We start from the raw sequence: 26,996 nt of genomic DNA, 5'->3' as shown, positions 1-26,996 counted from the left end.
AGCGAAGGAGACAAGCATTATGCCTGATACCGCGATGACCGCCGATCTGCCTGTTTGGGACCTCACGGACCTCTATCCCGCACAAGACTCGGCGGAAGTGAAGCAGGACGTCGATACCGCGCTGTCCCGCGCACGGGACTTCGAAACCCGCTATTCCGGGAAGATCGCGGACCTGTCGGGCGCGGATTTGGCCCAAGCGATTCGGGATTACGAGGTTATCGACGAAATCCTGACGAAGCTTCTCAGCTACGCCTCGTTGCTGCATGCCGGGGACGTGACCGATGCGAAGATCGGCCAGTTCTATCAAACGATGCGCGAAAAGGCGACGGAAGCGAACGGGCATACGCTGTTCTTTTCCCTGGAGCTGAACCGGATCGAAGAAGCGGATCTGCGGGCGAAACTGGCCGACAGCGCCGATCTGGCGCGCTACCGTCCGTGGCTGGATGCGTTGCGCCTGTTCCGCCCGCATCAGCTGTCAGACGATATCGAAAAGCTGCTGCTGGATAAGAGCGTCGCCGGCGCGGGTGCCTGGATGCGCCTTTTCGACGAAACATCCGCCAAATTGCGCTTCGCGTTTCGCGGCGAGGAACTGACCCAGACGGAAATCCTGCACAAGATGCAGGATCGCGACGCGACGGTCCGCAAGGAAGCCTCGACGGCGCTGGGCACCGTGCTGGGCGAAAACATCTCCACCTTCGCGCTGATCACCAACACGTTGGCGAAGGATAAGGAGGTTGAGGACAAATGGCGCGGTTTCGACCGGCCGATTTCGTCGCGCAACTTGTCGAACCAAGTGGAAGACGAAGTCGTCGACGCCCTGATCAAGGCCGTGCAGGACATGTATCCGCGCCTGTCCCACCGTTATTACAAGATCAAGGCCCGCTGGATGGGGCAGGAAAAGCTGGACTATTGGGATCGGCTGGCCCCGCCGCCCGCGGATGACGACCGGACCTTTTCCTGGGACGAGGCAAAGAAGATCGTCTTCGACGCCTATTCCGATTTCTCGCCGGACATGGCGGCGGTCGGCCAGCGTTTCTTCGACAACGATTGGATCGATGTCGGCCCGCGTCCGGGCAAGTCCGGCGGCGCCTTCGCGCATCCGACCGTGCCGTCGGCGCATCCCTATCTGTTGCTGAACTTCCAGGGCAAGGCGCGGGATATCATGACGCTGGCCCACGAATTGGGCCATGGTGTGCATCAGGTGCTGGCCGGGAAGCAGGGGCAGCTATTGGCCGATACGCCGCTGACCCTGGCGGAAACGGCGTCGGTTTTCGGCGAGATGCTGACCTTCAAATCCATGTTGGCGGCGACGCAGGACCCGACGGCCCGGCGTGCGGTGCTGGCGTCCAAGATCGAGGATATGATCAACACCGTCGTGCGCCAGATCGCATTCTGCGATTTCGAACGCCGCGTCCACGATGCCCGGCGCGACGGCGAATTGACGCCGGATGCGATCGGCGATATTTGGATGGCGGTCAGCGAGGAAAGCCTGGGCGACGTCTTCCGCTTCGACGATCCGTACCGGAACTACTGGGCCTATATCCCGCATTTCATCCATTCGCCGTTCTATGTCTACGCCTATGCCTTCGGCGACTGCCTGGTGAACGCGCTTTATGCGAAATACGAAGCGGAACCGGATGGGTTTCAGACGAAGTACATGGAAATGCTGGCGGCGGGCGGCACCTTGCGCCACGGGGAATTGCTGGCCCCGTTCGGCCTGAACGCCGCGGACCCCGACTTCTGGAAGCTGGGCCTCGGCGTGCTGGAAGGCTTCATCGACGAATTGGACGCGACGTTCTGACAAATCGACGGCGCGCGATGACAGGGTCAGTTCTGCGCGCCGTCCACCTTTGCTTCACGGTTTGATTTTCGCTGATACTGTCGGATTGCCGCGTCGATCGAACCGATAAATTTTTCCATATCTCGGCGTAGATAGGTGTATCCGCCCAAACTTAAACTTTCCGAGATGGGTATCTGGTGATTGGGATATTGCGCGATCAAATCTCGGTATTCGAGGTTGGTTACGAATATCGCATCGACGCGCCGGGCAACGAACATCCTAAGCAACGATGAAGACTTGGTCGGCGTGAAAATCGTCACACCCTCGCCGAACCGGGATGCAAATTTTTGCAGAGCATCCTGTTGCCATTGAAACCCCAATACCACGCCAACCGTTGTGACGTCTTTCCAATCATCGCGAGACGAAATCAGTTTCCCTTGGCCCACAACGAAAGGGGTCGGGACGCGGACGGCGACATCCTTGACGCGGGATTCATACTCTGCGGTACGGGCAATATGACCGTCGATTTCCCCGGAGATAAGCATTCGATGTGCTCGTTCCTGAGGTAGTTTCACGGAAATAACGCAGATATAAGCGTCTCTCATCGCGGACAGGAATCGGCGTTCCAGTTCTTCGAACATCTGTGAAGTGTGATCCAGGGACGACAGTCGAAGGCAATCGTCCGACCGGGCGCTGCTCGGGGGAGCGACAAGCGCTAGCAGGACGAAAAGCGCGGCGCTCAATGGCAGAATTGGCTTTGAACACATATTCGCAAGCTCCGCGCCGACCTTAACGACGATCTTCGGGCAGATTATGCGGAATATGGTAAACGATTTCCTACAGTGGCGCACCTTAAGTAAGGTGTTGCCGCGTCAAAGCGTCCAATAGGTCAGGTCGCTGGGGATGCTGCGATGGCGCCAGATCGCCTTGATGTCGGCGACGAGGCCCGCGGGCTTCAGCAGCTTACGCAGCGACAGGTCCTCGAATGGGGCATGGGCAACGGCGCCGACAATCGCGTCGTAGTCGTGACCGACCTCGTCGATCAGGTCGATACCGTATTCATGTTTGGTTTCCGCCTTGTCGGCCATCGGATCGTATACGTCGACCACATGCCCGTGTTCCGTTAGCCGCGCAATGAGGTCTGCGACTTTCGAATTGCGGATATCCGGCACGTTTTCCTTGAACGCGATGCCCAGCACCAGGACGTGCGATGCGGCGTCCAACTGATCGTTGATGCGGTCGGCGATGCGGTGCGCCATGCCGTCGTTGATTTCCCGGCCGGCCAGGATGACCTTCGGTTCGATATCCAGGCGTTGCGCCGCATGGGCCAGATAATACGGGTCGACCCCGATGCAATGGCCGCCGACCAGCCCCGGCGTGAAGGGCAGGAAGTTCCACTTCGTGCCCGCCGCTTCCAGCACGTCATGCACGGAAATCCCCATCTTGCCGAAGATTTCCGCGATTTCGTTGACGAAGGCGATGTTGATGTCGCGCTGGGCGTTTTCGATGACCTTCGACGCTTCGGCGGTGCGGATATCCTTGGCGATGAAGATGTTGCCGCCGTTCATCGTGCCATAGAGGCGGGACAGCAACTGGCTGACCTTTTCATTCTGACCGGCGACGACCTTGGTGATCAGGTCGACGCGATGGACCTTGTCGCCCGGATTGATGCGCTCAGGGGAATAACCCAGATAGAAATCCTGCCCGGCGATCAGGCCGGATTCCGCTTCTAGGATCGGGCCGCAGAATTCTTCGGTCACGCCCGGATAGACCGTGGATTCATAAACCACGACCGAGCCCATCTTGATGCGCTTGCCGACGGTGCGGCTGGCCGATTCGACGGCGCGCAGGTCGGGCTTGTTGTCCGGTCCGACCGGCGTCGGGACGGTGACGATATGGATATGGGCATCGGCCAGGAAACTGTCGTCGACGATGTATTCCAGTTTCGAATCCGCCAGTTCGCCTTCCGACAATTCGCCGGTGCGATCGTGGCCGCGGCGCAGTTCTTCGACCCGCGTTTTGTCGATGTCGAATCCGATTACATCGAAATGCCGTGCCAGCGCGACGGCGAGCGGCAGGCCGACATAACCAAGGCCGATAACGGCGACGGTGGGACTTTCGAACATGCGGGGTATCTCCCAGAAACAGTGGGTCCCTGAAAAGGCGGGTTCGATTGTTGTATCGAACCCGGTCGCCGTTCTGTCAACTCCGCGCCCAATATCGCGCGCCGGTTTTAGCTGCCCAGCCAGTCGACGATCTGCACGATCCCGCCGACCATCAGCATGACCAGCACGACCTTACGGAAATGGTGATCCGCCAGCCGCCGATAGGTCAGGATGCCCGCCACGGCGCAGACAGCCACGATGGGAAAGACGATCAGGCTTTCCATCGGCAAGGCCTGATAGCGGCCCAGCATCAAATGCCCGACGGCGGAGATGCCGAGGACAAAAAGATTGAACGGCTGATAGACCGCGCGTTGCTGATCCTTCGGCCAGCCGCGCAGCCCGGTCCAGATGGTCGGCAGCGGTCCGGCAATACCGCACAGCCCGCCCAGGAATCCACCGCCCATGCCGACCGTTCCGTCCGCCAGTCTGCCGCCGCCGGTGACGGTCGGGGGGTGTCGGACGAGGAGGCCGTAGGTGCAATAAAGGATCAGGAAGATGCCCAGACCGGCCTTTGCCGTATCGCTGTCCAGGGCCGACAGGGCCAATACCCCGATGGGCAAGCCGATGGCCCCGCCGACAAGGAAAGGCCAGACCCGCCGCCACATGAACCCCTGCCGCACGAAGGACAGGGACACGACATGGTTCACGATGGCGATGGCGCAGGCCAGGGGGACGGCGGCCTGCGGCGGCATGATATGCAGCCAGAAGGCAAGCGCCGTCAGAGCGGTGCCCAGACCTGTCAAACCGGCGATGAACCCCGCCGAAGCGGCCCCGACCGCAAGAATTATAAGAGCGCTTTCATCCATGGAGGCGAGACGGTAGGGTCTCGACGAGTCGCGGTCAAACCAAGAAACATCGAGCAACGGAGGGTCCGAATGGCGCCGGTCGCATTGTCTTTTTCGGAAGCCGGGGCGGGGATACCGCTTGTCGTCATTCACGGGCTTTTCGGGAACAAGCGGAACTGGGGCATGATCAGCCGGGCCCTGGCGGATCGGTACCGCATCTTGACCGTCGACCTGCGTAATCACGGCGAGTCGCCCTGGGACCCGGAAATGACCTATCCGGCGATGGCGGAAGACGTTGCCGCCTTCATCGAAAAGGAAGTCGGCGGCCCGGCCCATGTCCTGGGCCATTCCATGGGCGGCAAGGCGGCGATGGTGCTGGCCCTGACTCAACCCGATCTGATCGACAAATTGATCGTGGCGGACATCCCGCCCGCGCCCCGCAACAGTGGCTTGCGTGCCTATATCCAGGCAATGCGCGCGCTGGACGTCGGGTCGATGAAGCGGCGGTCGGAAGCGGAAGACGCGCTGGAACCGGCGATTCCCGAGCGGTCGATTCGCACCTTCCTGGCGCAGAACCTGACCCCGGCGGATGGCGGCGGCCTGGCCTGGCGGCTAAACCTTCCCGTGATCGACGCCAGCATGGACGCGATCGAGGGCTTCCCGGAATTCGACACGGACGACGCCTTTCCACGACCCGTCTTGCATCTGATCGGTGCCGACAGCGAACACGTTCTGCCCCACCACCACGCGGAAATCGATCGTCTGTTCCCGCATAGTGAAATCGTGGAAATACCGGAGGCGGGCCACTGGCTGCACGCGGAACAGCCCAAGGCCTTCGTCGCGGCTGTGGAGTCCTTCCTGGGACGATGAGCGATCCGGAAGACATCGTGAAATCGGTATTCGGCTTTGCCGGGTTCCGACCGGGGCAGCGCGAAATCGTCGACCGGTTGTTGGGCGGCGTAAACACGTTGACCGTCATGCCGACCGGGGCGGGGAAGTCGCTGTGCTATCAGGTCCCGGCGCTATGTCTGGACGGGCCGACGGTCGTGATTTCGCCGCTGGTCGCCCTGATGGACGATCAGGTCGCCGGGCTGCGCGCGAACGGGATCGACGCGGCCTGCCTGCATTCGGGCCAAAGCCGCGACCGGAATGTGGAGGAATGGCTGCGCCTGCGCGACGGGTCGGCGAAGATCGTCTATATGGCGCCGGAACGCCTGATGACCGACCGGATGATGGCGGCGATGGAAAAGCTGAACCCCGCCCTGTTCGTGGTCGACGAGGCGCATTGCATTTCGAAATGGGGCGCGAGTTTCCGGCCGGAATACGAGATGCTGTCCGCCCTGCCGGACCGCTTCCCGAACGCCGTCATGGCGGCCTTTACCGCGACGGCGGATGCGGCGACGCAACGCGATATCGCCGACAAGCTGTTCCGGGGGCGCGGCGACACCGTCGTGCACGGTTTCGACCGTCCGAACCTGATGCTGGCGGTCCAGCCCAAGACGAATTGGCGCAAGCAATTAGGGGCCTTTCTGGCGGATCGTCGGGATCAGGCGGGGATCGTTTATTGCCTGTCGCGGCGGCTGACGGACGAGGTTGCGGAACTGCTGAAGAACGACGGTTATCGCGCCTTGCCCTACCATGCCGGATTGCCGCCGGAGGTCCGCAAGGAAAACCAGGAAATCTTCATGTCCGAGGACGCGGTGGTCATGGTCGCGACCATCGCTTTCGGCATGGGGATCGACAAGCCGGATATCCGCTATGTCTTCCATTTGAATCTGCCGGGCAGCATGGAGGCCTATTACCAGGAAATCGGTCGCGCCGGGCGCGACGGTGCCCCGTCGGAAGTCGCCATGCTGTACGGGTTGGACGATATCCGCCTGCGTCGTCAGTTCATCGAACAGGACGGCGAGGATACCGACCACAAGCGCCGCGAACACAAACGCCTGGATGCCTTGCTGGCCTACTGCGAAACGACGCAATGCCGACGGGTTTCGCTTTTATCCTATTTCGGGGAGGAATCGGGACCCTGCGGCAATTGCGATACCTGCCTGGACCCGCCGGAGGTGATCGACGGCACGCGCGAGGCGCAGATGCTGCTATCGGCCGTGCTGCGGACCGGCGAAAGCTTCGGCGCGGCGCATATCATTGACGTCCTGCGCGGCGCGCGGACCGTGAAGATCGAGGAACGCGGGCACGATACATTGCCGACCTTCGGCGTGGGGGAGGCGCAATCGAAACCCTTCTGGCAGGCCTTCATTCGTCAGGCGATCGCGGGGGGATATCTGTCGATCAATATCGAAGGTTTCGGCGGCTTGCAGTTGACCCGAAAGGGCCGCGACGTTCTGAACGGCCACGAAGCGTTTTCCTATCGCGCCATACCGGTCGCGAAGGAGAAGAAAAAGGCCGAGCGGCAGGCGCGTCGGGATGTCGATATGGAGGGCGTCGACCACGATTTGCTGGTCGCGCTAAAATCTCTGCGGCGGGAATTGGCGTCGGAACGCAATGTCCCGGCTTATGTCGTGTTTTCCGATGCAACGCTGATCGACATGTGCCGGTTGCGGCCTGAAACGCTGGATCAGATGGCGCTGGTCAGCGGTGTCGGCCCAAAGAAGCTGGAAGATTTCGGCCCTGCCTTCCTGCATGCTTTGGCAGGTTGATGGCCGCACGCCGGATAGGCGGTCGTATCGATCACGGATCGGCAAAGACCGATATGGACTGATAGTGTGAATACTGTCCTGTCAGTATTTCCGAGTAGGTTTGGCCGGTGCCGTCGCTTCCGAACTTTCTGTATGAGCTAAAGGGGGCCGCGTCGGTTTGGGCCGCGAAGGTGGGCGCGGCGGTGGCGGTGTCAAAGTTTGGAATCAATTTTCGAAGCCGGACTTCGAATTCCGTCGGGTCGACGAAGGGCGGCGGCAGAAATGCATGTTCAAGGTGAAGTTCGACCCTGTTGCCGGTTTCGAACAGGAATGTCAGATCAAGCGGATGGCTGCGCAGGATGCCGTTCTGATCGCGGAACACGGCGCGGTGGGCTTTTCCCCTATGGATAGATGCCGCAAGGCTGTCGGTATCGTCCGGCGCGTCGCTGGACCACACCTTTTCGCCCGGCGCATGCAGTCGCGGTTCGAGAATTCTATATTGCCGCGCTGACAAGAGCTTGATCTTAAAGCCGGTGTTGTCGATGGCGTCCTTTCCGTTGTTCGCGAAGAAAATGCAGTACAAAGGGAAGGTGAGCGAATAGGCAAATCCAAGTCCGGGGGAATATCCCTTGCCCGGTTCTATGATGGCGTGCGTTGATCGAGTGGCGCCCCAGACTTGTCCATTTTGCACGCAAATATGGGGTAGGGAATATGCCTCGATATAGGGGTCGTTCGCCTTTTTCAGGCTTTCGATTTCCGGGTTCGGTTCCAGATAGACGGAAAGCCGGTACCCGTCAGCGATTTTCTTTTCAATGTCTTCGTATTCGCCGCGCGTCATTTCCGGGTTCCGTTCTTTGCCGCAATCTCAACAACCTATTCGATTTTCTGCGAAAGTATCAATCACACCGTTGGATGCGCGTTTCCTGGCAGCTTTGTCGAAATCGCAAAAAAATTTGCAGATTGTGCAGACCGTCATTTGACTCCTCTGCGAGCGATTAGTAAGCATTCGCAATGTAAATCATTCTCAATCTCACTTTCAGGGTGGGAGCAGCACGGGAGAGGAGTGGACTGATGAAAAGCATGACAGCAGGCGGTCTCGCGATCGTCGCGTCGGCGGCCATGGGGGCGGCGATGGGCGTCGCAACGACGGCGCAGGCGGCGACACCTGAAGAGGTCGTCAAGACTTATGCCGATATCGCGCTGGCCGAGTATCAGGATTCCCTGGCCACGGCGAAACAGCTTCAGACCGCGATTGCGGCACTGATCTCCGCGCCCAGCGAAACGACGCTGACGGCGGCGAAGCAGGCTTGGATTGCCGCCCGCGCGCCGTATCAGCAGACCGAGGTCTATCGCTTCGGCAACGCCATCGTCGACGATTGGGAAGGCAAGGTGAATGCCTGGCCCCTGGACGAAGGCCTGATCGATTACGTCAACCGCGACAGCTATGGCGAAAGTTCCGACGAAAACCCGTTCTATGCGGCCAATGTGATTGCCAATACGTCGCTGACGGTCGGCGGCACGACGGTCGATACGACGGAAATCACGCCGGAACTGCTGGGTGAAACCCTGCATGAAATCGACGGCGTCGAAGCCAATGTCGCGACCGGCTACCACGCCATCGAATTTCTGCTGTGGGGTCAGGACCTGAACGGCACGGGTCCGGGGGCCGGTGCGCGTCCGGCGAGTGACTTCGATGTCGCCAATTGCACGAACGGCAATTGCGATCGTCGCGGCGCCTATCTTCAGGCGGCGGCCGACCTGCTGGTGTCCGACCTGACCTGGATGGTCGGGCAATGGGAAGACGGCGGCGACGCGCGCGAAGCCGTGGTTTCCGATCCGGCGGCGGGCATTTCCGCGCTGCTGACCGGCATGGGCAGTCTGTCCTATGGTGAATTGGCCGGTGAGCGCATGAAGCTGGGCCTGATCCTGCACGACCCGGAAGAGGAGCATGATTGCTTCTCCGACAACACGCATCATTCCCACTATTACGATGCGCTGGGTATCCGGAACGTCTTCCTGGGCAGCTATACCCGCCCGGACGGCACGGTCGTGTCCGGTGCCGGTCTGAAAGACATCCTGCCGGAAGCCGAAGCCGCTGCTTTGGGTGAGGCCCTGGACAGCACCGTTCTGAAGATGCAGGCCATCGTCGACCGCGCCGAAGGCGGGGAGTCGTATGACCAGCAGATCGGCGAAGGCAACGCGGAGGGCAATGCCACGGTTCAGGCCGCGATCGACGCCCTTGTGGCGCAGAGCAAGGAAGTTGCGCGTGCGGCAAATTCGCTCAACATCGCGGATCTGGCGATCGAAGGCTCCGACAGCCTGGATGATCCGGCGAAGGTTCAGTAAACACGGGGCCATGCAACGCAGGTCTTCCGTTACCGGGGTCGTTCTCGCCGCAATCGTGGCGGCAACGGTTCCCGCGATTACCGGGTCCGCTTCCGCCGCTGGCGGGGGCGGGCCCGGCCCGTTTGGGGTGGCTGCCTTCATGCCGGGGGAAGACCGTCCGGGCGGTGATGCCACCCACATGAAACCGCGCGACCGCAATACCTACAGCCACCCCTCCGCCAATATGCCGTTCGAGGACCAATTGGACTTCAATATCGGCAACGGGTTCTTCAAACGGCTTTGGGTGTCGTCGCCATCGTCTACCAAGGCGGCGGACGGGTTGGGACCGCTGTTCAACGCGCGCGGTTGTCAGCGTTGCCACGTCGCCGATGGCGGCGGCCATGCTCCGGCGGCGAACTATCCCGACGACACCGCCGTGACCATGCTGATGCGCCTGAGTGTTCCCGCGCGAACGGCTATGGAGCGGGAGGCCCTGGCCAGCGGTCGGGCCAGTGCAATCCCGGACCCCGTCTATGGCGGACAATTGCAGGATTTCGGCGTGCAAAGCGTGCCCGCCGAAGGCCATATCCATATCGACTATACCGAAGAAGAGGTTCGTCTAGCCGATGGCACGGTCGTGTCTCTGCGCAAACCGGCGGTCAGCCTGACCGATCCCGGATATGGGCCGCCCGACGCGGACCTGATGATTTCGCTGCGCATCGCCACACCGATGATCGGATTGGGGTTGTTGGAACTGATTCCGGAAGACGCGATCCTGGCCCATGCCGATCCGGCGGATAAGGACGGCGACGGAATATCGGGCCGCGCCAACCGCGTTTGGGATATCGCGCGGGATCGATTGGCGTTGGGCCGCTTCGGATGGAAGGCAGGCCAGCCGACCTTGGATCAGCAGAACCAAAGCGCCTTTTCCGGCGATATCGGCATTTCGACGCCGCTGTTCCCTGCCGCCTATGGCGATTGCAGCGCGGCGCAGGCCCTGTGCCGGGATGCGCCGCATGGCGACGATGCGAAGTATGACGGGTTGGAAGCCCCACAGGAAGTAACGGACCTGCTGCTGTTCTATGCCCGGAATCTTGCGGTACCGTCCCGGCCCGATGCGGCGGACGAAACCGTTTTGATGGGAAAGGCGGTCTTCCTGGGGCTGGGTTGCGATGCCTGTCATGTTCAGGCATTCACGACGGGGCCGTCCGAGGACAGCCCACATCTCGCCAATCAGGTTATCTACCCCTATACCGATTTACTGCTGCACGACATGGGGGACGGGCTGGCGGATAACCGGCCGGAGGCCCTGGCCGACGGGCGGGAATGGCGGACCGCGCCGCTCTGGGGGATTGGGGTGGCCCGGATTGTGAGTGAAGAGGCGACCTATCTGCATGACGGTCGGGCGCGCACGCTGCTGGAGGCGATCCTCTGGCACGGTGGGGAGGCGCAATCGGCCCGAGACGGGGTCGTCACCCTTTCAACAGAGGAGCGGGAAGCGCTGATCCGTTTCCTGAAATCGTTATGAGATTTACCCCCATGAGGCTTGTGCCGGTACTGGCTTGTCTGGCGTTGCTGTTGACGGCGTTGCCGGTTCGCGCGGCGCCCGACGTCGACCATCGGGCCATTGCGCGGGCCGCGCTGGACGGTTTCATCCTGCCAGCCTATGCCGATCTTGAAGCGACCAGCGAGGTTCTCGACACGGCCCTGAACGCCTATTGCGAGAACGGCACCGATCCGCGCCCGGCCTATCAGGACATGATGGATGCATGGCAGAAGGTGCAGGCGATTCGCGTCGGGCCGATTTTAGATGATAACCGCTTCGCGCGAATTCAGTTCTGGCCGGATGCCAGGAACCTGACGGCCCGGCATCTGCGCGAGCTTTTGAGCGAAAAGGACCGGGACCGTCTGTCGGCAGACCGTTTCGCGGAAACCAGCATCGCCGTTCAGGGTCTCTGGGCGTTGGAACGACTGTTCTTCGATGAGGAGTTCCAGGAAGCAACCGCGTCGCATGACGATTATTACTGCGCGTATCTGCGCGCGGTCGGCGGAAATCTCGTCACCATCACGTCGAATGTGCTGGCGGCCTGGGAAAATGCGGACAGCCCGATTCGACAGGCCTGGGACGCGCCGTCCGAGGACAACCCGATGTTCCACACGCCGGTGGAGGTGACCCAATCGGTCGCCGGTATCGTCACGGACGGGGTCCAGGCCGTGGTGCTCTTGAAGCTGGACAAGCCGATGGGCAAGTCCGTCGACCGACCGCGCCCGCGACTTGCGGAAAACTGGCGGTCGCAACGGTCCCTGCGCAATATCCGCCTGAACCTCGCGGCGGCTCGGTCGCTGTACGAGGTCACCCTGCGACCGGCGGTTCTGGAGTATCCCGATGGGGACGAATTGGACGAATCCATCGCGGCGGGCTTCGCGTCGGCGGCACAATTGACGGACGATCTGGGTCGGGAACTGGATGTTTCGCCCGATCATTATTCGCGCCTGCAATTGCTGCGCACGCAGCTTGAATTCCTGCACAAGACGCTGGCCGGACCGATGTCCGGCGTCCTCGGACTGGGCGTCAGCTTCAATGCCCTGGATGGAGATTGAGGATGGAGATCGATCGCCGTCGATTCCTGGCGCTGTCGGCGCTTGCCATGGTTCCGGGAACGGCGTTCGCGACCCCGCAAAAGGGCGGGGTCATCGGATGCGCGGAACGGGACGGGCAATATGTCGCCGCCCGCTGGGACTGGCAGGGCGGGCTGCGGTATACCGTCGACCTGCCGGAACGCGGACACGGTCTGGCCCTGCGCCCCGGCACGGTGGAAGCGGTTTTCCCCGCCCGGCGGCCGGAGACGTTTTGCACCGTCATCGATGCGGAAAGCGGCTCGGTTGTGACCGAATTCGACAGCCCGGAGGGCCGTCATTTCTATGGCCACGGCGCGTTCGATCCGACGGGGCAATTTCTCTACACGCCGGAAAACAACTATGACGCCGGGCGGGGGGTGATCGGCGTCTGGGATGCGGCGGACGGCTATCGCCGGGTCGGTGAGTTCGATGCGGGCGGGATCGGGCCGCATGAGATGATCTTGATGCCCGACGGCAAGACCCTGGCCGTCTGCATCGGTGGAATCGACACGCATCCCGACTATGGCCGGGAAATGCTGAACCTACCGACCATGGAACCGGCGCTGAGTTTCATCGACTTGCAAGGAAACCTGCTGGCCAAGCATCAGCTACCGCATGAATGGCATCGGTTGAGCCTGCGTCACCTGTCGGCGGATGCGGCGGGCACGGTCCTGATCGGCGGGCAATATGCCGGGCCGCTGACGGATCTGGTCCCGCTGGTTGTGAAAGGGACGATGGCGACCGGCCTGGAAATCGTGCCGGTCCCGGAAGAGGTGATCCTGGGCATGGCCCATTACTGCGGCAGTGTCGCCTTGTCTGGCGGGGAAGCGCTGGTCACGTGCCCGCGCGGCAATCTGGCGATCCGCTTCCCGCTCGACGATCCGCAGGCGGTGCAGAAAATCGACCTGCACGATGTCTGCGGCGTGGCGGCGGAACCGGACGGATTCGCCCTGACCACAGGCACCGGTATCGTTACCCGGATCGGCCCGGACGGGTCGGAAACCTTCCACGCGACCGACCCGTCAGGCCTTCATTGGGACAATCATCTGGCGGTGATTTAAGGGAAAAGATCACCCCGCCCGAGATTGTCTCGGGCGGGGTTAGGATCGTTACGCCGCTTCGGCGGCTTCCACCGGTTTGCCGTTGAGGACGAGATTGCCGTCCTCCACCGTGACCTGGACGGTGTCGCCATCGGCAACCGTGCCTTCCAGGATCAGACCGGCCAGCGGGTTTTGCAGGTTCTTCTGAATGACCCGCTTCAGCGGCCGCGCCCCATAGACCGGGTCGTAGCCCATATTGCCGAGCCACATCAGTGCATCCTTGCTGAGGTTCAGCGTGATCTTGCGATCCGCCAGCAGAGAGCGCAGGCGTTCCAACTGGATATCGACGATGCCCGTCATGTTGTCCCGCGTCAGACGACGGAACAGCAGGATTTCGTCCAGACGGTTCAGGAATTCCGGACGGAAGGCGTGGCGCACGACCTCCATCACCTGACCGCGGACCTCTTCCACATCCTCGCCGTCCTTCTGTTCGGCCAGATATTCGGCCCCCAGGTTGGACGTCATGATGATCAGGACGTTGCGGAAATCGACCGTGCGGCCCTGACCGTCCGTCAGGCGCCCGTCGTCCAGGACCTGCAGCAGGACGTTGAACACATCCGGATGCGCCTTTTCGACCTCGTCGAACAGGACGACCTGATAGGGGCGGCGGCGGACGGCTTCGGTCAGCGCTCCGCCTTCGTCATACCCGACATAGCCGGGAGGCGCGCCGATCAGCCGAGACACGGAATGCTTCTCCATGAATTCCGACATGTCGATGCGGACCATGGCCTGGTCGTCGTCGAACAGGAATTCCGCCAAGGCCTTGGTCAGCTCCGTTTTCCCGACGCCGGTGGGGCCCAGGAACAGGAAACTGCCGATCGGACGGTTCGGATCCTGCAGACCCGCGCGCGCCCGACGCACCGCATTGGCGATGGCGACGACGGCCTGATCCTGACCGATAACGCGCTGGCCGATGATCTTTTCCATCTGGAGAAGCTTGTCGCGTTCGCCTTCCAGCATCTTGTCGACCGGAATGCCGGTCCAACGGGACACGACGGAGGCGATGTGCTGATCGCGCACTTCTTCCTCCAGCATCGCGCTGCCGTCCTGGGCTTCCGCCTCGACCAGTTGCCGTTCCAGATCGGGGATGACGCCATAGGCCAATTCGCCCGCCTTATCGTAACGCCCTTCGCGTTGGGCGATGGCAAGGTCGTTGCGCGCGGCTTCCAGCTTTTCCTTGAGCGTCTGGGCGGCGTTCAGCTTGCCCTTTTCCGCCTGCCACTGCGCGGTCAGGGTGGTCGATTTCTCGTCCAGTTCCGCCAGTTCGGTTTCCAGCTTTTCCAGCCGTTCCTGCGACGCCTTGTCGCTTTCCTTCTTCAAGGCCTCGCGTTCGATCTTCAGCTGAATGATCCGCCGGTCGAGTTCGTCGATTTCCTCCGGCTTCGAATCCACTTCCATGCGCAGGCGCGAGGCCGCTTCGTCCACAAGGTCGATGGCCTTGTCCGGCAGGAACCGGTCGGTGATATAGCGGTTGGACAGGGTCGCCGCCGCGACGATCGCCGCGTCGGTGATCCGCACGCCGTGGTGCAACTCGTATTTTTCCTTGAGCCCGCGCAGGATGGAGATCGTGTCCTCTACGGAGGGTTCATCCACGAAGACCGTCTGGAACCGGCGGGCGAGCGCCGCGTCCTTTTCGATATATTTGCGGTATTCGTTCAGCGTGGTCGCGCCGACGCAGTGCAGCGCCCCGCGCGCCAGGGCGGGTTTCAGCATGTTGGAAGCATCCATGGAGCCTTCCGCGCTGCCCGCGCCGACAAGGGTGTGAAGCTCGTCGATGAAGACGATGATCTGACCCGCCGCGGCCTCGATTTCCTCAAGCACCGCTTTCAGGCGTTCTTCGAATTCACCCCGGAACTTGGAGCCCGCGACCATGGAGGCGAGGTCGAGCGACATCAACTTCTTATCGCGCAGGGTTTCCGGCACGTCGCCCGCGACGATGCGCTGGGCGAGGCCCTCGATAATCGCGGTCTTGCCCACGCCCGGTTCGCCGATCAGCACCGGGTTGTTCTTGGTGCGGCGGGACAGGACCTGGATGGTGCGGCGGATTTCCTCGTCGCGGCCGATGACCGGGTCCAGCTTGCCTTCCCGCGCCACGGCGGTCAGGTCGCGGGCGTATTTCTTCAGCGCGTCGTATTTGTCTTCGGCGGACGCGCTATCGGCGGTGCGGCCCTGGCGCATATCCTTGATGGCGCCGTTCAGCGCCTGCGGGGACACCTGCGCGGCCTTCAAGGCCTTCGCGGCATCCGTGCCTTCGGCCATGGCGAGCGACAGCAGCACGATTTCCGTCGTGACGAAGCTGTCGCCGTTCTTTTCCGCCACCTGCTGGGCGTTATCCAGGACCTTGGCCAGGCTGGTATCCAGGTGCAGGCCACCGGCGCCGCTGCCTTGAACCTTCGGCATCTTGGACAGGAATTCGTCCAGCTTCAAAAGGGCGCGTTTCGGGTCGCCCCCTGCCGCGGAAATCAGGCTGGCCGCCATGCCCTCGCTGTCGTCCAGCAGGGCCTTCAGAAGGTGTTCGGGGGTCAGGCGCTGATGATCCTCGCGAACCGCAATGGTTTGGGCCGCCTGGATGAATCCGCGCGCGCGTTCAGTGAACTTTTCGATGTTCATGTCTATCAACCTCTCGATTCCGTCTCCCTCTTCGAGGCAAGACCGGTTTTGGAGTTGTACCAATTTACAGTGTGAACCCGCTTTGCGGCATCCACAAAAAAGATATGGGTAAACGGGATGACCGGTACAAGATCATAACGGTCCGACCGGTTCGAAATTCATCCATCAAATTGTCAACGAAGCGCGGTATCGGGGGGCGGGCGGTCATGCTACGGCTACGGTAACCGGAACACCGACCGTTGCGGTGAAGGATAGACCCGAGGAAACCCCATGACTGCCATCCGCGATACATTGCCGACCGATCCCGATACGGTGACCAAGGAGACGGTCGTCGATTTCATCTTCGACCTGTTCCGCCTGTCCGGTGACAAGGAATATCTGGGCGAAGCTGTCCGTCAGGGGGAACACGCGATCCAAAGCGCGATCCTGGCCGATCAATTGGAAGGCCGCGACAGTCTGACGGCGGCGGCGCTGCTGCACGATGTCGGGCACTACCTGCATTCCTATGCGAAGGACTGTGCCCTGACCGGTGTCGATTCCCGGCACGAGGTCGTGGGGTCGGACTTCCTGGCCCGTTTCTTCCCGCCGGAAGTATCGGAACCGGTGCGCCTGCATGTCGACGCGAAACGCTACCTCTGTGCCGAAGACCCGGACTATTTCGCGGGCCTGTCTCCGGCGTCCGTGCGTAGCCTGCAATTGCAGGGCGGCCCGTTCGACGATGCGGGCATGGCCGACTTTCGCAAATCTCTATACTACGAGGATGCGGTCATCCTGCGGCGTTGCGACGACGGCGCGAAAACGCCGGACATGCCCCTGCCGGATGTCGAAGCCTTCCGCCCGATCCTGGAACGGCTGGTCCTCCGTTAAAATTTGGACCAAGGGTATTATCGTTGTAGAAGGACGCGACTTCGCGGCTACAAACGATTGGACCCATGCCAGATTTGGACCGACGTCTCAGTATAGCGCCGATGATGGATTGGACGGACCGGTTCGACCGATACTTCCTGCGCCTGATCACGCGGCATGCTTTGCTGTATACGGAAATGATCACGACGGGGGCGCTGATCCACGGCGATGCTGAACGGCACCTGCGTTTCGATCCGTCGGAACACCCGGTCGCGTGCCAGTTGGGCGGGTCCGATCCGGTGGCGCTGGCGCAGTCGGCGCGGCTGGTCGAAGACGCCGGGTATGACGAGGTGAACCTGAATGTCGGCTGTCCGTCGGATCGGGTGCAGAACGGGTTCTTCGGCGCCTGTCTGATGGCCGACCCCGCGCTGGTCCGCGATTGTGTCGCGGCGATGCGGGATACCGTATCGATCCCGGTCACGGTGAAACACAGGATCGGCATCGACGGCCGCGAAGGCTATGACGACCTGACGCATTTCATCGACACCGTTCGGGCGGGCGGGTGCGACACTTTCATCGTGCATGCGCGGATCGCGGTGTTGGCAGGGTTGAGTCCCAAGGAAAACCGGGAAATCCCGCCGTTGAAATACGATGTCGTTCATCGGCTGAAACAAGACTTTCCCGACCTATCGATCTCGCTTAATGGCGGGGTGAAGACGATCGCCGACGCCAAGGCGCTGATCGACGCCGGGCTGGACGGCGTGATGATCGGTCGTGCGGCCTATCAGGACCCGTATTGTCTGGCCGAAGCGGATGCCGCGATTTACGGGGACGACACGCCGCCCCGCAGTCGCCATGACATCGTGAGGGATCTGCTACCCTATATCGAACGGGAAGTGACGGCGGGAACGGCTCTTCACCATATCACGCGTCATATACTGGGCCTGTTCAACGGATTGCCGGGCGCGCGGCAATGGCGGCGCTATCTCAGTGAAAATGCCTATGGCGCGGCGGCGGGACCGGGCGTGGTGCGGCAAGCCCTGGCGTTGGTGCCCGACCCGGATGAAGACTATAGCCGCGCCGCACGGACCATGGATGTGTAAAGCGCCTTGATCAGTTCCGTCGGACGATAGCGTCCGGCTTCGATCTGTTCCATCCCGGCCTTGACCGCAGCCTCGTCCGGCTGCGTCGGAACGATTGCCCAACCGGCGCCGTTCACCGCCTTCACGACCGCCTTGGCCTGTTTCGTATAATCCTCGCCGAAGATGGATCGGTCGGCGCTCTTGATCGCTTTCGCGATGATTTTTTCGATGTCGTCGGCCATGGTCGCTTCTCTCCAGGAAGATCAAATTCGCGGCGATTCGACGGAAAGGGCAATCGTCGGGGTGGGGCAAGTGTATCCGCGCTTGCGGGAGGCGGGGTGACGGGTCACTCTCCCGGCAATTCGATCGTTGAGGTTTCCCATGGCCATCAGAATCAATCCCTTCATCGACGCAACCGCCGAACCGCCGATCCCCGAAGCCATGTCCTGGCTGCCGGAAGCGGGCGTGACGCCGGACCGGCCCTTGCTGAATCTGGCGCAAGCCGTACCCAGCTATCCACCGGCGGAAAGTCTGCGGGAGGCGATGAGCAAGGCAATCTTGGATCCGGTAACGGCATTCTACACGCCGATCCTGGGCTTGGAGACGCTTCGCAAGCGTTTTGCCAGCCGCCTGTCCGAAACCTACGACGCGCCGGTTTGGGAATCGGAAGTGGCCATCACGGCGGGCGGCAACCACGCCTTCTGCATGGCCGTTTTGGCGCTGGCCGGACCGGGTGACGAAATCCTGGTGGCGGAACCCTACTACTTCAATCACACCATGTGGTGCACGATGCAGGGCATTACGCCGGTCGCGCTGCCGTGCGAGGCTGGGGACGGCGGGCTGCTGCCCGACCCGGCGCGGGCGGAAAGGCTGATCACCGACCGCACCCGGGCGATCCTGCTGGTCACGCCGAACAATCCGACGGGCACGACCTATCCGACCGAGGTGCTGGAGGCGTTCCTGGACCTGACGAAGCGCCGGAACATTGCGCTGCTGGTGGACGAAACCTATCAGGACTTTCTGCCTGAAGGCACCGTCCCGCATCGTCTGTTCCAGGATCCGGCATGGCGCGATCATTTCGTCCATCTGTACAGTTTCTCGAAGGCCTACAGTCTGACCGGCTATCGCGTCGGGGCGCTGGCCGCCGGGCCGGTGCTGATGGAGGCGATCGGCAAGATCGCGGATACGATCACGATCTGCCCCAGCCATATCGGACAATTGGCGGCGCTGTACGGGATCGACCACCTCGATGCCTGGAAAGGCGCGCGGCGGGATGACATGATGCGTCGGGTCGTGGCGCTGGATGCCGCCTTCGCCGGGACGCCGGGCGGGTTCCGGTTGGTGTCGCGCGGCGCGTTCTTCGCCTATATCGAACATCCGTATCCAGATCGCGGGGCAAAGGACGTGGCGCGGGCGCTGGTCCGCGAACAGGCGGTCTTCATGCTGCCCGGTCCGATCTTCGGCGACGGTCAGGAACGCTATCTGCGGGCCGCTTTCGCGAATGTGGACGAGGACGGTATCGCCGATCTGGGACGGCGATTGGCTGAATTTTAGCGCGGAGGGGAGGCCCGGCCCGTGGCGACGGTGGAAATGCCGGATCTGAATGTCGACAATCCCAGAGAGGTGCACTGGGGTATTCTCGTTCTGCCGAATTTCCCGATACTGGCCTATAGCGGATTGATCGATGCGCTGCGCGTCGCCAATACCGTAACCGGGTTGAAGCTTTACAAATGGACGACCGTTTCCGCATCCGAACTTCGGCCCCGGGCGTCCTGCGGGTTGGAGGTGAAGGCGGATTGCGTCGCCGGGGCCGCGCCGTCCGTCGATCGTATCGTCGTTGTATCGGGTGTTGAGGCGCATGAATTCGGCTCCGCAACATCGCTTTCGTGGATGCGGCGGGAACAGCGGCGCGGCGCGGCGATCGGCGCCGTGTCGGACGGGGCGTTCTTTCTGGCCCGTGCCGGATTGATGGAAGGGTATCGCTGCACATTGCATTGGCGGGTCCAATCGTCCTTTCGGGAAGCGTTTCCCCATATCGACTGTTCCCGCGATCTGTTCGTCATCGATCGCGACCGGTTTACATCCGCGGGCGGCGTCGGGTCGCTGGACATGATGCTGGCGATGATGGAAATCGATCACGGCACCGAACTGGCCATGGCCGTCGCGGAATGGTTCATGCACAGCCGGTATCGATCGGTGCGCGGGGGGGATCGGTATACGACGGGGATCCGAACCGGCGCCCGTGACGCGCGGGTGCTGCGCGCGGTCGATCTGATGGAACAGAATGTCGAGGAGCCGCTCTCCGCCAATCAAATTGCCGGGCAGCTCGGCCTCTCGGTCGATACGCTGGAGCGCGTTTTCCGGCGGGAAACGGGCAAGACCACGATTCAGTTCTATCTGACCTTAAGATACCGCCGTGCGCAGGACCTGTTGATCGGAACCAGCCTCAGCATCAGCGAAATCGCGGTCGCCAGCGGATTCTCCAACAGCTCCAGTTTCGCCAGGGGGTTCAAATCGCTTTATGGCATGACCCCGCGCGTTTATCGCAATGTCGGTGCGAAATTTTGGAAAATCGGTTAGTTTGCGGTTCTGTGCACATTTATTGCGGCTTTTTCGGCATACGCGCGGGGCATTCTCCACCAATCTTCTCAAGAGTGCTTCCAACAGAAACGGGGGCAGTCGAAGACAAAGGCCCGTTCAGTCCCGGGTCCGGCGCGTCTAAGCCGTTCGGTACTTTACCGGTCGGACACGACAAGGCGGCAACCGGACAGACCTCTCGGTCAAGAGGGGCGGCGGGTCAGTCGACAGGGAGTGGGGTGTTCACCGACGAAACCTTTGCACAGGCGGGATGTCCGCCTGTTGCGCTATCTATCACGGAAAGTCCGTTGGACGGTCAGGGAGACAAGGAATGAAATTTACGGATCGCAAAGGCAATCCACTGCACAAAGCTATCGGCAGCTGGGCCAAGGAAGCCCGGGAAGGCGCGATGGACCGCCGGGAGTTCCTGGCGCTAGCGACGGCCTTCGGCGCGTCGACCGCCACGGCATACACGATGCTGGGGCTGACCGCGCCCAAGGAAGCGAAGGCCGCCGATACGCCGAAGAAGGGTGGGACCCTGAGCGTCGAAATGAACGTCCGCCGCGTCGATGACCCGCGGACCTTCGACTGGTCCGAAATGGGCAACGTCGCCCGTCAAATCGTTGAACCGCTGGTGCTGTATACCCGCGACTTCACGTTCGAGCCGTACCTGCTGGAAAGCTGGGACGTGAACGAAGACGCGACCGAATATGTCCTGCATGTCCGCAAGGGTGTGACCTGGAACAACGGCGACACGTTCAACGCCGATGATGTCGTCTTCAACATCACGCGCTGGTGCGACAAGAGTGTCGAAGGCAACTCCATGGCCGGTCGTATGGCGTCCCTGGTCGATGCCGATGCCGGCAAGGCGCTCGACGGCGCGATTACCAAGGTCGACGATTACACGGTCAAACTGTCCCTGCCGAATCCGGATATCACGATCATTCCGGGCATGGTCGACTATCCGGCCCTGATCGTTCATCGCGATTTCGACAAGATGGGCGGCAAGCTGTCCGAAGCGCCGGTCGGCACCGGCCCGTTCGAACTGGTCGGCCTGGAAGTCGGGTCCCGCGCGGAAGTCAAACGCCGGGAAAACGGCGCATGGTGGGGCGGCGATGTCATGCTGGACGGCGTTGTCTGGACCGACTACGGCACCGATCCGGCCGCGAAGATCGCGGCGTTCGAAGCGGGCGAAGTTCATGTGAACTACGAAACCACTGCGGATTTCGTGGAAGTCATGGACACGATCGACGGCTATGTGAAATCCGAAGTATCGACGGCGAGCACCGTGGTCTGCCGGACGAATATCGACAATGCACCCTATGACGACGTTCGCGTTCGTCAGGCGCTCCAGCTCGCGGTCGACAACAATGTTATCCTGCAACTGGGCATTAACGGTGCCGGGACCGTGGCGGAAAACCACCATGTCGCGCCGATTCATCCGGAATATTTCGAACTGCCCCCGCTGAAGCGCGATATCGCCAAGGCGAAGGCCCTGATGGAAGAAGCCGGTCAGGCGGATTTCGAGCATGAACTGATCACCATCGACGACGATTATCGCCGAAATACCGGGGATGCGATCGCCGCACAGCTGCGTGAAGCCGGTATCAAGGTGAAGCGCACGATCCTGCCCGGGTCGACCTTCTGGAACGATTGGACGAAATATCCGTATTCGATCACGAACTGGAACATGCGTCCGCTGGGCGTCCAGGTCATTGCGCTGGCCTATCGTTCCGGTGAGGCGTGGAACGAATGCGCCTATTCCGATCCCGAATTCGATGCGGCCCTTGAAAAGGCGCTGACCATCGCCGATGCGGACAAGCGGCGTGAGGTGATGGAGCAGGTTGAAACGATTCTGCAGAGCAGCGGTATCATCATCCAGCCGTATTGGCGGTCCCTGTTCTGCCACTACGCGACATCGGTCAAGAATTACGGCATGCATCAGTCCTATGAGATGCATTTCGCCAAGGTTTGGCTGGACGAAGCCTGATCTTAGCCAAGGGGAGGGGTCCGCAAGGGTCCCTCCCTTTTTGCTTTAGGCTGCATTTGCGGTCGCCGGGTTTCGCACCGTTCCGTTCCTGGAACACTACAGTTCTTCCCGATCCGGCCTCGCATTTTTTGGGTTTCGGAGGCTCGCATGCTACGATTCTTGTCGGTTCGCCTCGGCACCATGCTTTTGACGATGCTCTGTTTGACCTTCGTCGTATTTTATCTCGTCAATTTGGAACCGAACCTGCGCAAGCTGTCGATCAGTCAGACGAATATGCGCGCCAGTGACGAAATGATCGAACGCTGGCTGGTGTACAACGGATACCGGGAACCGTTCCTGGAACGTTACGGCCAATGGCTGGGCGTTTGGGAAAAACCACCGTCGCGGGATGTCGAAACCGGAGAGCCGAAACCGCGCTTCAGCTTCTGCGACGAAGCGTCGGAACCGGTGTTTTCGGGCGTGATTCAGGGCGATCTGGGCTGTTCCACGGCCTTCCGGACGACGGTGGCGGATCGATTGTTGCCGGCCCTTGGGCATACGGGCGTGCTGATGTTCTGGGTGATGCTGACCATGGTCCCGTCGGCCCTGCTCATCGGTGTGCTGGCGGGTATGCGCGAAGGGTCGAAACTGGATCGGTCGTTATCGGTTCTGTCCATCACGTCGACCGCGACGCCCGAATATGTGTCGGGGATCGTCTTCGCGGTCATTTTCGCATCCTGGTTGGGGATCTTGAACGGGTCGGCGGCGACGGCGACGCGGGACGGGGTCACCTTCTACAATTTCGCGCTGCCGGTGATGACCATGTCGATCTACGGCATGGGCTATATCGCGCGCATGACCCGCGCCTCCATGGCGGAAGTCATGGTGTCCCAATACATTCGGACCGCGCGCTTGAAGGGGCTGAATTTCCGTACCGTGGTTCTGAAACATGCCTTGCGCAACGCCCTGATCGCACCATTCACGGTGATCATGCTGCAATTCCCGTGGCTGCTGACCGGGGTCGTGATCGTGGAAGTCATGTTCCGCTACCAGGGATTCGGGTGGCTGCTGGTTGAAGCGGCCGGGAACAACGATATCGACCTGCTGCTCAGCTGTTCGATCGTTTCCGTTCTGGTGGTCTTGCTGACGCAGTTGATTTCAGATGTCGGCTACGCCTATCTCAACCCCCGAATCCGCGTGAGGTAATCCCATGGAATATGTCGGTTTCACGGATATCATCCTGGGAATCCTTACGTGCCTTTGGCCCGTCTGGCTTTCCATTGCCATCATCATGGGCTTGAGTTGGAAGTTCCAGAAGAAGCTCTCTCTCTATGGCCGGATTTACGAAAACCCGATGGGGATCGTCGGCCTGTTCATCGTGTTCTTCTGGCTGTTCGCGGCGCTCTACGCCGATATCGTTGCTCCCTTCCACCCGTTGGAACAATTCGCGGCCCTGAAGAACCAGTTGCCCGGTGTGATCGAACCGGAAAGCGGTCTGGTTCAGTTCTTCGGCGGCGACAAGTTCGGGCGCGACGTATTCAGCCGCGTCATCCACGGAAGTCAGATCGTGCTGGTCATTGCGCCGGCTGCGACGATGTTCGCCTTCGTCGTCGGTATCTCGCTGGGCCTGCCCGCCGGGTACTATAAAGGGAAGGTGGACACGGTCCTGTCCTTCCTGGCCAATCTCGTGCTCGCCTTCCCGGTGATCCTGCTGTTCTACCTGTTGGTGACGCCGGGTATCCGCGAAACGGCGTTGCCGCAGGTCATGGCCGGCGTTTTCTTCCTGTTCCCGGTGATCTTCTTCCTGACGCTGTTCTACAGCCGATACAGGGAACGACCGCAATTGCTGGCCGTCCAATCGGTAATCGTTCTGGTGTTCGGTGGCTGGGTTTATATCAGCCTTGTCTTCGACGCGGATCCGTTCGGAATCCTGTCGCTGGAACCGAACGAGCTGAACATCTTCGTTGCGGTTGTCTTCGCGTCCAGTCCCGGCGTGTTCCGCATCGTGCGCGGCCTGACCATGGATATCGCGACGCGCGATTATGTGGCCGCCGCCCAGACGCGGGGCGAAATCGCCTGGTATGTGGCGCTATGGGAAATCCTGCCCAATGCCCGCGGCCCGTTGATCGTCGATGCGTGTCTACGGATCGGCTACACGACGATCCTGCTGGGGACTCTCGGGTATTTCGGATTGGGGCTGGTGCCTGAAAGTCCGGATTGGGGGACGACCATCAAGGAGGGCAGCCGTCTGCTGCGGCTCTATGTCCATCCGGCTTTGCCGCCGGCCCTGGCGCTGATGTCGTTCGTGCTGGGACTGAACCTGCTGGCTGATGCGCTGCGCGAGCAGTCTCTAAAAGATTAAGATGGATGGGATTGAGGAGGATATCTTTATGACGGACCCGATCCTTGAAATCGAAAACCTGAACATCTCCTTCTTCACGCGGGCGGGGGAAATCCCGTCGGTGATGGACTTTTCCTGTAAGGTCTATCCGGGGGAGACGATGGGCCTTGTCGGCGAATCCGGCTGTGGGAAGTCGACGGTCCTGCTGGGGATCATGGGCGACCTCGGCAATAACGGCCGCGTCATGAGCGGCACCATCAAGTTCAAGGGCAAGGACCTGACGCAGATTTCCGACGAGGAATATCGCCATCTGCGCGGCAATGAAATCGCCATGATCTATCAGGAACCGATGGCATCGCTGAACCCGGCGATGCGGATCGGCAAGCAGTTGATGGAAGTGCCGATGCTGCATGAAGGCAAGTCGGAAGCCGAAGCCGAGGAAATGGCGCTGGAAATCCTGGGAGCCGTGAAGCTGCCGGATCCGAAACGCGTCTTCCGGTCCTTCCCGCACCAGCTTTCGGGCGGTCAGCAACAGCGCGTGGTCATCGCCATGGGGCTGTTGTCGAAACCGTCGCTGCTGCTGCTGGACGAACCGACGACGGCGCTGGACGTGACGGTGGAGGCCGGGATTGTCGAACTGGTTCGGGAATTGGGCGAAACCTACGGCACGTCGATGCTGTTCGTGTCGCACAATCTGGGCCTGATCCTGGAAACCTGCAGCCGCATTACCGTGATGTATTCAGGGGAAGCGGTGGAAACCGGGTCGATCGACGAAGTCTTCGATCAGATGCGCCATCCCTATACCCAGGGACTGTTCCGGTCGATTCCATTGCCCGGCGCGGATAAATACGCAAGGCCGCTGATCCCGATCCGGGGGCAGCTTCCCTTGCCGCATCAACGGCCGAACGGCTGTAATTTCGGGCCGCGCTGCGATCACTTCAAAGCGGGGCTATGCGATGCCGCGGATATCTCGATGAAGCCGATCGCCGGCACGGAACGGCATTTCAGCCGATGTTTGCGGTTCGACGAGATCGATTGGGCGGCCATGCCCGAACGTGGCGTCGAAAGCGGCAGCGTCGAACCGGGCGAGGTCGTGCTGACGGTCAAGGACCTGAAGAAATACTACGAGGTATCGACCGGCGGACCGTTTGGTGGCGGTCGTCACCTGACCATCAAGGCGAACGAGGCTATCACCATGGACGCCCGTGAGGCGGAAACGGTGGCCATCGTTGGCGAGTCCGGCTGCGGGAAATCGACCCTGGCGAAAATTCTGCTGGGACTGGAAACGCTGACCGCCGGAACGGTGATGCTTGGCGACAAGGAAATCGGCCATATCGATGTCGGCGATCGCGACAGCAAAACCCTGGCGTCGGTCCAAATGGTTTTCCAGAATCCGTTCGACACCCTGAACCCCAGTCAGTCGGTTGGCGGTCAGATCGTCAGGACACTGGAAAAGTTCAAGATCGGCAAGACGGTCGCGGACCGGACCGAGCGGATGCTCGAGCTTCTCGATCTCGTGAAACTGCCGCGTGAATTCGCCAAACGCATGCCGCGTCAGCTATCGGGCGGACAGAAACAGCGGATCGGGATCGCGCGGGCCTTTGCCGGCGAACCGAAAGTCGTTGTCGCGGATGAACCGGTTTCGGCCTTGGACGTGTCGGTGCAGGCGGCGGTGACCGAACTGCTGATGGATATTCAGAAATATTCCCGGACGACCATGCTGTTCATCAGTCACGACCTGTCCGTCGTGCGTTATCTGGCGGACCGGGTGGTGGTCATGTATCTGGGCCATATCGTCGAAAGCGGATCGACGGAACAGATATTCTCCCCGCCCTATCATCCGTATACGGAAGCGCTTCTGTCCGCCGTGCCGATCGCGGATACGTCGATTGAAAAGCGGCATATCGTGTTGGAAGGCGATATCCCGTCGGCCTTGAACCCGCCGAAGGGCTGTCCTTTCGTGACCCGCTGTCAGCGGCGGTCGCAGGTCCCGGACGACCTGTGCAGCAAGCAAGTCCCGCCGGTGCGGACCCTCGCCGAAGGGCACCAGTTCAAATGCCATCTAGCGGAAGATATCCTGGCGAAGATGGACCCGGTGATCGCCCTCAAATCGGCGTCCTGACCGGCCCTGCCGATCAAGAAAAAGCCCCCGGTTCCGGTT

Annotated in this window: 21 protein-coding genes; 15 read left to right on the top strand and 6 right to left on the bottom strand. The window is 61.2% G+C overall.

Annotated elements, in window-relative coordinates:
* The first annotated feature begins 19 nt into the window (after positions 1-19).
* Positions 20-1,801 carry a M3 family oligoendopeptidase gene (locus tag HH303_RS03255; protein WP_169623755.1) on the top strand — a complete coding sequence of 594 codons (1,782 nt, stop codon included), beginning with the start codon at positions 20-22 and terminating at the stop codon, positions 1,799-1,801.
* A gap of 26 nt (positions 1,802-1,827) precedes the next feature.
* Here HH303_RS03255 and HH303_RS03250 read toward each other — a convergent pair whose 3' ends face one another.
* The 3 genes from HH303_RS03250 to HH303_RS03240 form a co-directional block, all read right to left on the bottom strand.
* Positions 1,828-2,421 (bottom strand): type 2 periplasmic-binding domain-containing protein, encoded by a 594-nt coding sequence (locus tag HH303_RS03250; RefSeq protein ID WP_169623754.1) that lies wholly within the window; start codon positions 2,419-2,421, stop codon positions 1,828-1,830.
* Positions 2,422-2,652: 231 nt separating this feature from the next.
* Complete coding sequence (locus HH303_RS03245) at positions 2,653-3,906, bottom strand: nucleotide sugar dehydrogenase (RefSeq protein ID WP_169623753.1); 1,254 nt, start codon at positions 3,904-3,906, stop codon at positions 2,653-2,655.
* Positions 3,907-4,013: 107 nt separating this feature from the next.
* Positions 4,014-4,751 carry a sulfite exporter TauE/SafE family protein gene (locus HH303_RS03240; RefSeq protein ID WP_227421488.1) on the bottom strand — a complete coding sequence of 246 codons (738 nt, stop codon included), beginning with the start codon at positions 4,749-4,751 and terminating at the stop codon, positions 4,014-4,016.
* 69 nt (positions 4,752-4,820) lie between these two features.
* Between HH303_RS03240 and HH303_RS03235 the strand changes: the two genes are divergently transcribed.
* Both HH303_RS03235 and recQ read left to right on the top strand, forming a co-directional pair.
* Positions 4,821-5,600, top strand: coding sequence for an alpha/beta fold hydrolase (locus tag HH303_RS03235; protein ID WP_169623751.1), 780 nt, complete (start codon positions 4,821-4,823; stop codon positions 5,598-5,600).
* Positions 5,597-7,387 (top strand): DNA helicase RecQ, encoded by a 1,791-nt coding sequence (recQ, locus tag HH303_RS03230; RefSeq protein WP_169623750.1) that lies wholly within the window; start codon positions 5,597-5,599, stop codon positions 7,385-7,387. The genes HH303_RS03235 and recQ overlap by 4 nt, the downstream gene beginning before the upstream one ends.
* Before the next feature lie 31 nt (positions 7,388-7,418).
* On the opposite strand, the gene HH303_RS03225 is transcribed toward recQ, so the two are convergent.
* Positions 7,419-8,204 (bottom strand): hypothetical protein, encoded by a 786-nt coding sequence (locus tag HH303_RS03225; RefSeq protein WP_169623749.1) that lies wholly within the window; start codon positions 8,202-8,204, stop codon positions 7,419-7,421.
* A gap of 233 nt (positions 8,205-8,437) precedes the next feature.
* On the opposite strand from HH303_RS03225, the gene HH303_RS03220 reads away from it, so the two are divergent.
* From HH303_RS03220 to HH303_RS03205, 4 genes are read left to right on the top strand one after another with little or no spacing between them, the layout of a single operon-like run.
* The gene (locus tag HH303_RS03220) at positions 8,438-9,712 is read left to right on the top strand and encodes an imelysin family protein (RefSeq protein WP_169623748.1); all 1,275 of its coding nucleotides are present in this window, start codon (positions 8,438-8,440) and stop codon (positions 9,710-9,712) included.
* A gap of 10 nt (positions 9,713-9,722) precedes the next feature.
* Positions 9,723-11,219: a di-heme oxidoreductase family protein gene (locus tag HH303_RS03215; protein WP_169623747.1), complete on the top strand. Its 1,497-nt coding sequence runs from the start codon at positions 9,723-9,725 to the stop codon at positions 11,217-11,219.
* Complete coding sequence (locus tag HH303_RS03210; protein ID WP_169623746.1) at positions 11,216-12,292, top strand: imelysin family protein; 1,077 nt, start codon at positions 11,216-11,218, stop codon at positions 12,290-12,292. Before HH303_RS03215 ends, HH303_RS03210 begins: the two co-directional genes overlap by 4 nt.
* Positions 12,293-12,294: 2 nt before the next feature.
* Entirely contained in the window at positions 12,295-13,371 is a 1,077-nt protein-coding gene (locus HH303_RS03205; protein ID WP_169623745.1) for a DUF1513 domain-containing protein, read from the top strand.
* 48 nt (positions 13,372-13,419) lie between these two features.
* On the opposite strand, the gene clpB is transcribed toward HH303_RS03205, so the two are convergent.
* A complete protein-coding gene (clpB, locus tag HH303_RS03200) occupies positions 13,420-16,020 on the bottom strand; it encodes an ATP-dependent chaperone ClpB (protein WP_169623744.1) in 2,601 nt (866 codons plus the stop codon).
* Positions 16,021-16,290: 270 nt separating this feature from the next.
* Between clpB and HH303_RS03195 the strand changes: the two genes are divergently transcribed.
* Both HH303_RS03195 and dusA read left to right on the top strand, forming a co-directional pair.
* Positions 16,291-16,887, top strand: coding sequence for an HD domain-containing protein (locus HH303_RS03195; protein WP_169623743.1), 597 nt, complete (start codon positions 16,291-16,293; stop codon positions 16,885-16,887).
* A 65-nt stretch (positions 16,888-16,952) separates the two neighbouring features.
* Positions 16,953-17,969: a tRNA dihydrouridine(20/20a) synthase DusA gene (gene dusA / locus HH303_RS03190; RefSeq protein ID WP_169623742.1), complete on the top strand. Its 1,017-nt coding sequence runs from the start codon at positions 16,953-16,955 to the stop codon at positions 17,967-17,969.
* Here dusA and HH303_RS03185 read toward each other — a convergent pair.
* The gene (locus HH303_RS03185) at positions 17,936-18,190 is read right to left on the bottom strand and encodes a hypothetical protein (protein ID WP_169623741.1); all 255 of its coding nucleotides are present in this window, start codon (positions 18,188-18,190) and stop codon (positions 17,936-17,938) included. The genes dusA and HH303_RS03185 overlap by 34 nt on opposite strands.
* Before the next feature lie 139 nt (positions 18,191-18,329).
* On the opposite strand from HH303_RS03185, the gene HH303_RS03180 reads away from it, so the two are divergent.
* From HH303_RS03180 to HH303_RS03155, 6 genes are all read left to right on the top strand, one after another.
* On the top strand, positions 18,330-19,502 hold the full coding sequence (locus tag HH303_RS03180; protein ID WP_169623740.1) for an aminotransferase: 1,173 nt from the start codon (positions 18,330-18,332) through the stop codon (positions 19,500-19,502).
* A 21-nt stretch (positions 19,503-19,523) separates the two neighbouring features.
* Complete coding sequence (locus HH303_RS03175; protein WP_319637294.1) at positions 19,524-20,528, top strand: GlxA family transcriptional regulator; 1,005 nt, start codon at positions 19,524-19,526, stop codon at positions 20,526-20,528.
* A 328-nt stretch (positions 20,529-20,856) separates the two neighbouring features.
* Positions 20,857-22,515 (top strand): ABC transporter substrate-binding protein, encoded by a 1,659-nt coding sequence (locus HH303_RS03170; RefSeq protein ID WP_169623739.1) that lies wholly within the window; start codon positions 20,857-20,859, stop codon positions 22,513-22,515.
* Positions 22,516-22,662: 147 nt separating this feature from the next.
* Positions 22,663-23,700, top strand: a complete 1,038-nt coding sequence (locus HH303_RS03165; protein ID WP_227421487.1) for an ABC transporter permease — start codon at positions 22,663-22,665, stop codon at positions 23,698-23,700.
* A 4-nt stretch (positions 23,701-23,704) separates the two neighbouring features.
* On the top strand, positions 23,705-24,856 hold the full coding sequence (locus tag HH303_RS03160) for an ABC transporter permease (protein WP_169623738.1): 1,152 nt from the start codon (positions 23,705-23,707) through the stop codon (positions 24,854-24,856).
* Positions 24,857-24,884: 28 nt separating this feature from the next.
* The gene (locus tag HH303_RS03155) at positions 24,885-26,957 is read left to right on the top strand and encodes a dipeptide ABC transporter ATP-binding protein (protein ID WP_227421486.1); all 2,073 of its coding nucleotides are present in this window, start codon (positions 24,885-24,887) and stop codon (positions 26,955-26,957) included.
* Positions 26,958-26,996: the final 39 nt, after the last annotated feature.

Source organism: Pacificispira spongiicola, from assembly GCF_012926505.1.
Taxonomy (GTDB): Bacteria; Pseudomonadota; Alphaproteobacteria; order UBA8366; family Aestuariispiraceae; genus Pacificispira; species Pacificispira spongiicola.
This window is presented reverse-complemented; position numbering and strand designations above follow the sequence as displayed.

What these genes read in the sequence shown, in the direction of transcription:
- recQ (WP_169623750.1), top strand. Translation starts at nt 5,597, where the DNA reads ATGAGCGATCCGGAAGACATCGTGAAATCGGTATTCGGCTTTGCCGGG.
- HH303_RS03250 (WP_169623754.1), bottom strand. Translation starts at nt 2,421, where the DNA reads ATGTTCGAAGAACTGGAACGCCGATTCCTGTCCGCGATGAGAGACGCT.
- HH303_RS03235 (WP_169623751.1), top strand. Translation starts at nt 4,821, where the DNA reads ATGGCGCCGGTCGCATTGTCTTTTTCGGAAGCCGGGGCGGGGATACCG.
- HH303_RS03225 (WP_169623749.1), bottom strand. Translation starts at nt 8,204, where the DNA reads ATGACGCGCGGCGAATACGAAGACATTGAAAAGAAAATCGCTGACGGG.
- HH303_RS03170 (WP_169623739.1), top strand. Translation starts at nt 20,857, where the DNA reads ATGAAATTTACGGATCGCAAAGGCAATCCACTGCACAAAGCTATCGGC.
- HH303_RS03195 (WP_169623743.1), top strand. Translation starts at nt 16,291, where the DNA reads ATGACTGCCATCCGCGATACATTGCCGACCGATCCCGATACGGTGACC.
- HH303_RS03185 (WP_169623741.1), bottom strand. Translation starts at nt 18,190, where the DNA reads ATGGCCGACGACATCGAAAAAATCATCGCGAAAGCGATCAAGAGCGCC.
- HH303_RS03205 (WP_169623745.1), top strand. Translation starts at nt 12,295, where the DNA reads ATGGAGATCGATCGCCGTCGATTCCTGGCGCTGTCGGCGCTTGCCATG.
- HH303_RS03215 (WP_169623747.1), top strand. Translation starts at nt 9,723, where the DNA reads ATGCAACGCAGGTCTTCCGTTACCGGGGTCGTTCTCGCCGCAATCGTG.
- HH303_RS03155 (WP_227421486.1), top strand. Translation starts at nt 24,885, where the DNA reads ATGACGGACCCGATCCTTGAAATCGAAAACCTGAACATCTCCTTCTTC.
- HH303_RS03240 (WP_227421488.1), bottom strand. Translation starts at nt 4,751, where the DNA reads ATGGATGAAAGCGCTCTTATAATTCTTGCGGTCGGGGCCGCTTCGGCG.
- HH303_RS03180 (WP_169623740.1), top strand. Translation starts at nt 18,330, where the DNA reads ATGGCCATCAGAATCAATCCCTTCATCGACGCAACCGCCGAACCGCCG.
- clpB (WP_169623744.1), bottom strand. Translation starts at nt 16,020, where the DNA reads ATGAACATCGAAAAGTTCACTGAACGCGCGCGCGGATTCATCCAGGCG.
- HH303_RS03160 (WP_169623738.1), top strand. Translation starts at nt 23,705, where the DNA reads ATGGAATATGTCGGTTTCACGGATATCATCCTGGGAATCCTTACGTGC.
- dusA (WP_169623742.1), top strand. Translation starts at nt 16,953, where the DNA reads ATGCCAGATTTGGACCGACGTCTCAGTATAGCGCCGATGATGGATTGG.
- HH303_RS03245 (WP_169623753.1), bottom strand. Translation starts at nt 3,906, where the DNA reads ATGTTCGAAAGTCCCACCGTCGCCGTTATCGGCCTTGGTTATGTCGGC.
- HH303_RS03255 (WP_169623755.1), top strand. Translation starts at nt 20, where the DNA reads ATGCCTGATACCGCGATGACCGCCGATCTGCCTGTTTGGGACCTCACG.
- HH303_RS03210 (WP_169623746.1), top strand. Translation starts at nt 11,216, where the DNA reads ATGAGATTTACCCCCATGAGGCTTGTGCCGGTACTGGCTTGTCTGGCG.
- HH303_RS03165 (WP_227421487.1), top strand. Translation starts at nt 22,663, where the DNA reads ATGCTACGATTCTTGTCGGTTCGCCTCGGCACCATGCTTTTGACGATG.
- HH303_RS03220 (WP_169623748.1), top strand. Translation starts at nt 8,438, where the DNA reads ATGAAAAGCATGACAGCAGGCGGTCTCGCGATCGTCGCGTCGGCGGCC.